At 50.9% G+C, this 9,076-nt stretch carries 9 protein-coding genes and 3 tRNA genes; 7 read left to right on the plus strand and 5 right to left on the minus strand.

All coding sequences use genetic code 11. The features are described from left to right. Positions 1–32 precede the first annotated feature (32 nt). The 5 genes from Q0Z71_RS09690 to Q0Z71_RS09710 all read left to right on the plus strand — a co-directional run bounded on the left by Q0Z71_RS09690 (position 33) and on the right by Q0Z71_RS09710 (position 4,759). Complete coding sequence (locus tag Q0Z71_RS09690) at positions 33–1,742, plus strand: efflux RND transporter periplasmic adaptor subunit (protein ID WP_298021592.1); 1,710 nt, start codon at positions 33–35, stop codon at positions 1,740–1,742. After that, positions 1,742–2,479: an ABC transporter ATP-binding protein gene (locus Q0Z71_RS09695; RefSeq protein WP_298021595.1), complete on the plus strand. Its 738-nt coding sequence runs from the start codon at positions 1,742–1,744 to the stop codon at positions 2,477–2,479. Before Q0Z71_RS09690 ends, Q0Z71_RS09695 begins: the two co-directional genes overlap by 1 nt. Then, positions 2,476–3,675 (plus strand): ABC transporter permease, encoded by a 1,200-nt coding sequence (locus Q0Z71_RS09700; protein ID WP_298021598.1) that lies wholly within the window; start codon positions 2,476–2,478, stop codon positions 3,673–3,675. Before Q0Z71_RS09695 ends, Q0Z71_RS09700 begins: the two co-directional genes overlap by 4 nt. 392 nt (positions 3,676–4,067) lie before the next feature. Further along, positions 4,068–4,214 (plus strand): helix-turn-helix domain-containing protein, encoded by a 147-nt coding sequence (locus tag Q0Z71_RS09705; protein ID WP_298021601.1) that lies wholly within the window; start codon positions 4,068–4,070, stop codon positions 4,212–4,214. A gap of 152 nt (positions 4,215–4,366) precedes the next feature. Beyond that, positions 4,367–4,759, plus strand: a complete 393-nt coding sequence (locus Q0Z71_RS09710) for a site-specific integrase (protein WP_298021604.1) — start codon at positions 4,367–4,369, stop codon at positions 4,757–4,759. Positions 4,760–4,847: 88 nt separating this feature from the next. Here Q0Z71_RS09710 and Q0Z71_RS09715 read toward each other — a convergent pair. Both Q0Z71_RS09715 and Q0Z71_RS09720 read right to left on the minus strand, forming a co-directional pair. After that, positions 4,848–4,940, minus strand: a tRNA-Ser gene (locus Q0Z71_RS09715). Between the two features lie 25 nt (positions 4,941–4,965). Continuing rightward, positions 4,966–5,053: transfer RNA gene (locus Q0Z71_RS09720), tRNA-Ser, on the minus strand. 194 nt (positions 5,054–5,247) lie between these two features. Here Q0Z71_RS09720 and Q0Z71_RS09725 point away from each other — a divergent pair. Both Q0Z71_RS09725 and Q0Z71_RS09730 read left to right on the plus strand, forming a co-directional pair. Continuing rightward, positions 5,248–5,323: transfer RNA gene (locus tag Q0Z71_RS09725), tRNA-Pro, on the plus strand. 379 nt (positions 5,324–5,702) lie between these two features. Then, on the plus strand, positions 5,703–6,137 hold the full coding sequence (locus Q0Z71_RS09730) for a hypothetical protein (RefSeq protein WP_298021607.1): 435 nt from the start codon (positions 5,703–5,705) through the stop codon (positions 6,135–6,137). Between the two features lie 89 nt (positions 6,138–6,226). Here the strand turns inward: Q0Z71_RS09730 and Q0Z71_RS09735 are convergent, their stop codons facing one another. The 3 genes from Q0Z71_RS09735 to Q0Z71_RS09745 form a co-directional block, all read right to left on the minus strand. Further along, positions 6,227–6,706, minus strand: a complete 480-nt coding sequence (locus Q0Z71_RS09735; RefSeq protein WP_363316701.1) for a TspO/MBR family protein — start codon at positions 6,704–6,706, stop codon at positions 6,227–6,229. Positions 6,707–7,781: 1,075 nt separating this feature from the next. Then, the gene (locus Q0Z71_RS09740) at positions 7,782–8,762 is read right to left on the minus strand and encodes a C-terminal binding protein (RefSeq protein WP_298021613.1); all 981 of its coding nucleotides are present in this window, start codon (positions 8,760–8,762) and stop codon (positions 7,782–7,784) included. Positions 8,763–8,881: 119 nt separating this feature from the next. Further along, positions 8,882–9,076, minus strand: a 195-nt coding sequence (locus Q0Z71_RS09745; RefSeq protein ID WP_298021616.1) for a hypothetical protein, incomplete at its 5' end; no start/stop codon positions are given.

Here is a 9,076-nt window from a genome sequence, read left to right on the forward strand (position 1 = left end):
CGGGCTGGCATTCAAAGAAAGGAACAACGATTATGGAAGAGACATTGCGTGAAGACAAACAAAGTCCCCCTGCGGCATGGAAAAACCGGCTGGCCGCATGGAAACCAAAGCTGAAGGGCAAGAAAAAGTGGCTGGTACTGGTACTGCTGCTGGCGTGCGGCGGGGGCTTTGCTCTAAAGTATATGGGCGGCCAGCAGGCGGAGACTGCATCAGTTTATCAGGAAAGCGCGGCGGAGGTACGGGACATCACCAGGTCCTTGACCTCCAGCGGTACGCTTCAGCCGGCGGATTCCTATACTGTTTCCACGCTGCTCTCCTCTGAGATCCTCAGCGACACCTTTGAAGAGGGCGATCTGGTGGAGAAGGACCAGCTGCTATACACCCTGGATTCCTCTGACGCCAACAGCAGCCAGACCCAGGCCCAGAACAGCTATTCCCAGGCCCAGAGCAATTACTCCCAGGCTGTGAAGGCTAAATATCCCACCGCGGATATGAGCGGCACCATCGGGGAGGTCTATGTGCAGAACGGAGATTCCGTCACCGCCGGGACCCAGATCTGCAAGATCGTGGGAGACAACAATATCTACATCGACTTCCTCTTCTCCTATGCGGACAATTCTGATTTTTATGTCGGTCAGAGCGCCACCATCTTTATCGACGGTTTTGCGGGAACGCTCACCGGGACCGTTCAACAGGTGTCCCAGTCCACTGTGGCCTCCGGAAATGCCGCGGGCAGCGGACGGCAGATGACTACCGTTCGGGTGAAAGCGGTCAACCCGGGGCTGGTGACCGAGGACTACACCGCCAGCGCGGTCATCGGCAATTACTCCAGCTATGGGCAGGCCTCCATCAAAGTGAGCGCATCCAGCATCGTGACGGCGGAGGCCTCCGGCAAGATCAGCGGACTGAGCCTGCTGGCGGGCGACACCGTGTCCAATGGCCAGCGGCTCTGCACCCTCACCGGCGACAGCGTGGATAATGCCATTGAAAATGCCAGGATCAGCCTCAGCAACGCCTCAACGTCTCTGGAGAATACCCGAGACCGTCTGGACGATTATCAGATCACTGCGCCGATCTCCGGCACTGTGGTCACCAAGATGGCGAAGGCCGGGGACAATGTGGACGGCGGCTCTCTCTGCGTCATCTATGACCTGAGCTATCTGGAGATGACCATGAATATCGATGAGCTGGACATCGGCGATGTGGCGGTTGGGCAGACCGTCCAGGTCACAGCCGACGCTGTGGAGGATCAGACTTATACAGGCGTGGTGACCAATGTCTCCGTGGCGGGTACGACCACAGGCGGCATCACCACCTATCCTGTCACCGTGCGTATTGAGGACATTGATGGGCTGCTGCCCGGCATGAACGTGGACGCGGAGATCATCATTGATCAGCGTCTGGATGTTCTGGCAATCCCCAGTTCCGCGGTGAACCGGGGCAACACGGTGCTGGTCACGGCCGACTCCCCAAGCGCTGTCAACGCGCTGGAGCAGGAGGCGCCCGAGGGCTATGTCTATGTCCAGGTGGAGACCGGCTCCAGTGACGACAGCTATATCGAGATCACCTCCGGTTTGCAGGAGGGAGATGTAGTAGCCTATATCCAAACCAGCTCCGGCGGCGGAATGGACTTCATGATGGGTGGAATGCCCGGCGGCGGGATGCCAAGCGGCGGCGCCCCCGGCGGAGGAATGCCCAGCGGAGGCGGCCCCGGCGGCGGAGGTCCGGGAGGTGGCTTCTGATGGGCGCGTTGATCGAATTTCAAGATGTATGCAAGACCTATCATATGGGAGATACCATTGTCCGGGCGGCCGACCACATCTCCATGTCTGTCCAACAGGGCGAGTTTGTGGCCATTGTGGGCCAATCCGGCTCCGGCAAATCGACCTGTATGAATATCATCGGCTGTTTGGATGTCCCCACCTCCGGCACGTATCTGCTGGGGGGACGGGATGTGGGCCAGATGGATAAGAACGAGTTGGCGGCCATCCGCAATCAGATGCTGGGCTTCATTTTTCAGCAGTACAATCTGCTGCCGAAGCTGACGCTGCTGGAAAACGTGGAGGTCCCGCTGATGTATGCCGGAGTTCCCCGGGCGGAGCGGCGTGAGCGGGCGAAAATAGCTCTGGAGCTGGTGGGCCTGGGCGGCAAGCTCAAGCACAAGCCGCAGCAGCTCTCCGGCGGCCAGCAGCAGCGGGTGTCCATTGCCCGTGCGCTGGTGGGGGAACCGGCGGTGATCCTGGCCGACGAACCTACCGGTGCCCTGGATTCCCACACCGGCCGCGAGGTGCTGACCATGCTGCAAAAGCTCCACGACACGGGCAACACCGTGGTCCTCATCACCCACGACAACTCCATTGCCGTCCAGGCCCAGCGGATCATCCGCCTGGAGGATGGCCGGGTGGTCTATGACGGCGACGCCCATGCCCCCGAGGCGGTCGTGACGCCTGGCGCGGCGGGAAAGGGGGCGGGACAATGAACCTGGCGGAAACCTTTCAGCTGGCGCTGAAAAACATCCTGGCCAGCAAGGTGCGGACACTTCTGACGATGCTGGGCATCATTATCGGCGTCTGTGCCGTTATCGTGATCGTGGGCCTGGGCAACGGAATGCAGGGCTACATTGAGGACAGCTTTGCTGACATGGGTACGGATTCCCTGACTGTGATGATCATGGGGCGCGGCTCATCCCGCAGCGTCTCCGAGGAGGAGATGTACCAGATGGTGGAAGATAACAGCGATGTTCTCAAGCAGATCTCTCCCCTGGTGAACATGATGGGTGTGGTGAAGATCGGCAGTGACAGCCACAGCTCCACTTCCATCACAGGCGTCAGCGAGGACTATTTTTCCATGAAGGGCTATGAGGTGGCCCAGGGCCGTGGGATTCAATATGCGGATGTGGCAAACCGGAAGAAGGTCTGCGTCGTGGGCCAGTATTTGAATATGGCTTATTTCGGCGGCAGCGCCGTGGGCCAGACATTGAAAGTGGGAGGAACGACCTTCACCATCGTAGGAGTCATGGCGGCGGAGACAGATGATCTGGAAGAGGGCGGCACAGACGACTGCGTGTTCATTCCCTATTCCACAGCGGCCCGGCTCAGCTTTACAGGCACCATCTCCAGCTACATCATGACCGTCCAGGATACGGATCATATTTCAGAGGCCAAAGCGCTTGTGGAATCGAAGCTGTACCGCATTTTCTCGGATGATGACGCCTATACCGTCTCCAGCATGGCGGAGATGGTGGATCAGATGAACTCCATGGTAAACATGATCATTTATATTCTGGCGGGGATCGCTGCCATCTCTCTGGTGGTGGGAGGCATCGGCATTATGAATATCATGCTGGTTTCTGTTACCGAACGGACGCGGGAGATCGGTGTTCGCAAGGCATTAGGGGCGCGGGAGGGCGCGATCATGCGGCAGTTCGTGATTGAAGCGGCAACGACCTCCGCCCTGGGCGGCGTATTGGGAATCCTGTTGGGTTACGGGCTCTCAAAAGCGGCGACCACTGTGATCGCCGCGCTTATGCCGGATACGCCCATTACTGTCAGCCCCTCTGTGATGGCAGTCGTGCTGGCCTTTGGCGTCTCCTCGGCAATCGGCGTGGTATTTGGTTATTTGCCCGCAAAAAAGGCCGCAAATCTCAATCCCATCGACGCACTGCGGTACGATTGAGCCCCCAGGCGCTCAATGCACATATATCCGTGGCATCACTGATCATGCTGGTCAGAGAGGCAGTGGTCAACGGGATGTTCGATGAGGACATCTGCCAGGACCTTTGTGAAACACTACTGGCCTGCATCTGCAAATTCCAGATATGAACACCTGCCGGGCCTCGTCTCTTGAGGCCCGGCAGTAATACGCTGTTTATATGTCCAAAATTCTTTGTACGTCAGTAATACGGCCCTAATACGTATGGACCATTTTCTAATACGTCTGCGATGCACCGTTTATACGCACGAGTCAAAGGCAATATCTTGTAGTCAGGCAATATAATCCTAGCAAAAACACAATATATAGAAAAACTTTGTTAACAAGTACATGATGCTCTCCTGCTGGCCCTCCGGGTGGAGGATCTGATGCCCATTCTCGGCATCGGCAGGAATACAGCATATAAGCTGGTGCGAAGTGGGCAGATACGCAGCATTCGCATTGGCCGTCAATTGCGGATACCGAAAGACGGACTGATCGAATACCTTTCTGAGCATGCCTGATCATTTCATAGAATATTAAATTGGCCCCATCCCGTGGCTGGGGTTGTGTGGACTTTGCACACAATGCGCTGTATGTCAGCAAGCAGCTCCAAAAGACGCAGAAGGCGGGCGGACAGTATGTGCTGGCCCCTGCCTAAAGCGGCCGCAGCCGCGTGATCACAGTGGCTCCCTCTGTGATGACCCTGTTGAAAAAGCAGAAAAGCCAGCAGGCGCAGATACGGCGGCTGGCGGGGCAGGATTGGAGAAATCCCTGGGACCTGGTGTTTACCAATGAAACCGGCGGGAACCTCTCTCATTTCACGGTATACAAAAGTTTTAAGGAGATCGTGCGGTCCATTGGATTGGAGCAGGAACGCTTCCATACCCTTCGTCACAGTTACGCAGTGGTGTCCATTGAAAACAGCGACGACATCAAGACGGTGCAGACCGATCTGGGTCATGCCACGGCCAGCTTCATACTGGATGTTTATGGGCATGTCTCACAGAAAATGCGCCAGCAGTCCGCGGATCGAATGGAGCACTTTATCCGGAAAGTATCCTGGTAAACCACCCTCGAGAAATCGCCAAAAAATCCCGTAAGGGTCAAAGGGTATGGCAAAGCCCTGTAACCATTGCAGTTACAGGGCTTTGCGCTGGCGCGGAAGGAGGGATTTGAACCCTCGCGCCGGTTTTAGCCAGCCTACTCCCTTAGCAGGGGAGCCCCTTCGGCCTCTTGGGTACTTCCGCAAATTTGAATATTGATGATATGATGTGGCGGAGAGAGTGGGATTCGAACCCACGGATGCTTGCGCATCGCCGGTTTTCAAGACCGGTTCCTTCAACCGCTCGGACATCTCTCCAAATCAGAAAGGGTGTCCGCCTCTCAGACACTTGTAGTATGATACCATAACCGGTGCCACTTTGTCAACAGGAATCCCAAAAACCTCCCGACAAATTTTTTTCATTTTTTTTTGCATTTAGGGCTTGCATTTTCCAAAATACCGTGCTAATATAAACAAGCTGACTTCAACAAGTCTGTATTTAAAGTTAATATCCGGGTGTAGCGCAGTTGGTAGCGCACTTGACTGGGGGTCAAGGGGTCGTGAGTTCAAGTCTCGCCACTCGGACCAGCTTAGAAAAAGCCCTAAGGCGATGGAAAAAGCCTTAGGGCTTTTCCATGCGCCGGGCGCGCTTTTTCTTTGTTTCCGCCCGCGACCCGCCGCGCTGGGCTTCGATTTGGTTAATTGAAACCAGAAGGTTCAGATACTCCCTGAAACTTCAGGGAGAGAAATGCGCAGTGTGGGACATCCCGGAATGGTTGCGCGGTCCAGATCACCGCTTTCCACTAGCACCTCGGCTTTCAATATCTTCAGCGCTACCTCATAATATAGCAACACAGCCCTTGGCCTTATTGATCGGCGTAATGTCCAGACTTCAGTGTTGGGCCGGAGAATAAAAAATGCAAAACTGTGCAGAATAGTTTTATCTTATAAAGGGGCTGGGATTTCTATGATTGAACAGGACACGATAAAACTGCTTCGAGAATGTGACGCAGGCGTTAAAATGGGGGTCGCATCCATTGATGATGTTCTTGAGCAAGTACACAGTGGTACCCTCAAGCAATATCTGGCGGAGTGCAAAAAGGAACATGAAAAGCTGAAGAGTGAGATCCAGACCCTACTAAACAAATATCATGATGACGGAAAAGAACCAAACCCCATTGCCAAGGGTATGTCCTGGATGAAAACCAACATGAAAATGGGGATGGACAACTCCGATCAGACAATTGCGGACCTGATGACAGATGGCTGTAATATGGGTGTCAAATCGCTGAACCAGTATCTGAACCAATATGAGGCAGCAGATGAAGTTTCCAAGGATATTGCGAAACGGCTGATTAATTTGGAAGAACAGCTTGCCGTGGACATCCGCAAGTTTTTATAAGAAGAATATACTGCAATATGCCACCTTCGTTGCTTTAAAAAGCAGGAGGTGGTGTTTTTTGGAAGGCGCATCACTGCTTGGCCTGTCTTTTAATTCAGCAGATAGATACCCAAATTTAGATACCCGGCAAATGCGACCCATAACAAATATGGAAGCATCAGATACCCTGCTGTCTGGGAAATCTGATAAAACCGTACGGTAGTTGCTAAAATGAGAAGCCACAAAAGGATGAGCCAAAGGAAAGAGAACAGATATAATGATAGATTGAAAAAGAAAATGGACCAGAAGAAATTAACGCCTAGCTGTATCCCATACAGCCGCAGCGCCCTGTTGATGGTCTGTTGTGGTTGTGCCGACATGAGAACCAGATAGGTTGCCAGTCCCATTAATACAAACAAAAGTGTCCATACCACTGGGAAAAGCCATCCTGGCGGAGACAGGGGTGGTTTGTCAAATGCTGCAAAGGTGTTCATACTTTCTCGGGACAGCCATGCAGAAACTCCACCTACCGCAAGTGGGATAGCAATACAAATTAACAACTGTCGTCGTTTTAGATTCAAGAAAATCACCTCCACAGAAGCATCCTATGAGTTTCCATATCGCTCCATACGTCAATTCTCTTAAAATTCTATACACTTGCGTATTGAAGTGCACTTCCGGAGCCTGATCTACGGAGGATATAGATGCTTGGCTTGAGATGTAACGCTCCCGCTTTTAATAAAACATGGAAAACACTTTTCAAATTCACTTTTGAGCAGTGTATCTTCCAAATTTTCATTTTGCAGGATAAAACCTCTTGCTGATGGCTTGCAAACCATTGATTTTACTGGGTCTTGCCAGATCCTTTAATGACACTCGGACAACTAAGAAAGCCTAGAGCCGTAATGGCTCTAGGTTTCTTTTCTTTGCAGATAGCAGGGCGGAAAGTGGTGTGAAAATTTTGCGTTGCATCTTTCCCATATCTTCATAATTATGCAACAGCAGCGTCCCAGTTTGTCAGACAGGGCACTTGTTTGCCAAAAGGCTCTTGTGTAGAAGTACACTACCCGCTCCAGCTATCCTATCCGTACCTGCAGTTCACTATAAGCCACATCTTGTCCTGCACCCGTTTCTCGGTGGACTTTTTTATATACTGAGTCCAAAAATTTCGGAAGCAATTTTCCATAGGCACTGTGCCCTTTATGGGCTTTATGTTTCTCCTGCTGTGTCTGGACGGCTTTTTCTTTCAAGCAAAACAATCTTTCTTTTTTGCATCATCGCAGAAAAAGGGTGGGATCTCCAAAAAACATTACGTGATCTCGTCCAGAGTATTCCCCGTTCTGGGAATCGCATTACGCTGGTGCTCTGCGGCGGACATCTGATCCTGATGGACGTATGGAATGAGTCTTACACAGATGCCGCCTGTCCAGAGAAGATAGGATAACGTATCTGCCATTAAAAAGATTCAGAAGATAACGGTAAACAATAATAAGAATGTGCCAACATCTTATATTCTTATATGTAGGAAGAAATATTTAACAAAGTCATGTCCTGTAAAGAAGTTTGACGGGGCTCGTATTGAAATTTATCATAAAGTTTGAGAATAAATTAACGCAAAATTAGCATCGCCGAATCCTAAACATATAAGGATATAAATCGAGGAATTCAATTTGATAATTTTTGAACCGCATCATAATTGATACAGTGCTCCGGCTTCTCTCCCTGCAAAACTAAGGCGACCTGGCGAGCCGCAACGTATTGCATGGAATACATAGACTCCCATGTATACCATGCACTGTGTGGTGTTGTAATCACATTATCCAAGCTCAGCAGAGGATGATCCGGCATAATCGGTTCCCTTTCAAATGTGTCTAACGCCGCACCTGCAATACGATGCTCTTTCAAGACCTTTATCAAAGCAGTTTCGTCAACAATAGCCCCTCGTCCACAGTTTACCAAATAAGCTGTGGGCTTCATGCGTTTCAACTCATTTTCGCCCACCAGATGGCGCGTATCCTCTGTTAATGATACATTAATAGAAACATAATCGGCACATGCCAATACTTGCTCCATTTCCATTTTTGTTGCACCAGCAGCTTTGCATTCTTCATCTGTCAAATATGGATCATAGCAAACGGCTTCAATTCCAAATATTTTTAACTTTTTAGCAATTTGTCTGGCAATACGTCCAAAGCCAATAAAGCCAATGATCTGCCCATAGGGACGATATAATCGATTTTTCAACTTTAGTGCTCCGTATTTGCCAGCTCGGATCGCCCGGTCCAATTGGACTAGCTGGCGGCTCAGCGCTAATACCATCATCACTGTATGGTCACAGACCTCATATTCATTGTATTCAGGGCTATTACACACATAGATGCCACATTCCGTAGCGGCTTTTACGTCAATTTTATCTACTCCAATACCATATGTAGCAATCACTTTACATTTCTTCATGGATCTGATTACTTTTTCCGTAATATAATTGTATTGGTTCAAGAGCCCGTCCGTATCTGCGCAAGCGGAAATCAGTTCCTCTTCATTTGTACATTTCGCATCAATCAGCTCTAAATCAGGCAAAATCTTAAGTGCCTCTCTATCAGGATCCAGGTTCGGAAATTCATAATCAGCTACTACAACCTTCATTTTCACTATCCTCCTTCTCTGATTTGTACAGCTATATCAAATACAAAAATCATTTTCTTTTTGTTCGTGCAGGTGCTTTTTTACACAAGGTCGCATCTAAACATGACATTAACCGTTCTTTACGGTTCACCCCATGCAGCAGAGCTGTCGTTCAAGTATGTGCCGCTCACTCCGCCGCCCGCACTTTCATCACCCATCTTTTGCTCATCTTCTATTCCGTTTTCCCGCAGCAATGCATGCTTGATGTCCCAGAGCTTCTGACTGAGATCCACGTAAAAGGTGTGGGGATTCTCAAACCGCTTGACCTCGTCCCA

Source organism: uncultured Dysosmobacter sp. (assembly GCF_947631635.1).
In the GTDB taxonomy this organism is placed as follows: domain Bacteria; phylum Bacillota; class Clostridia; order Oscillospirales; family Oscillospiraceae; genus Oscillibacter.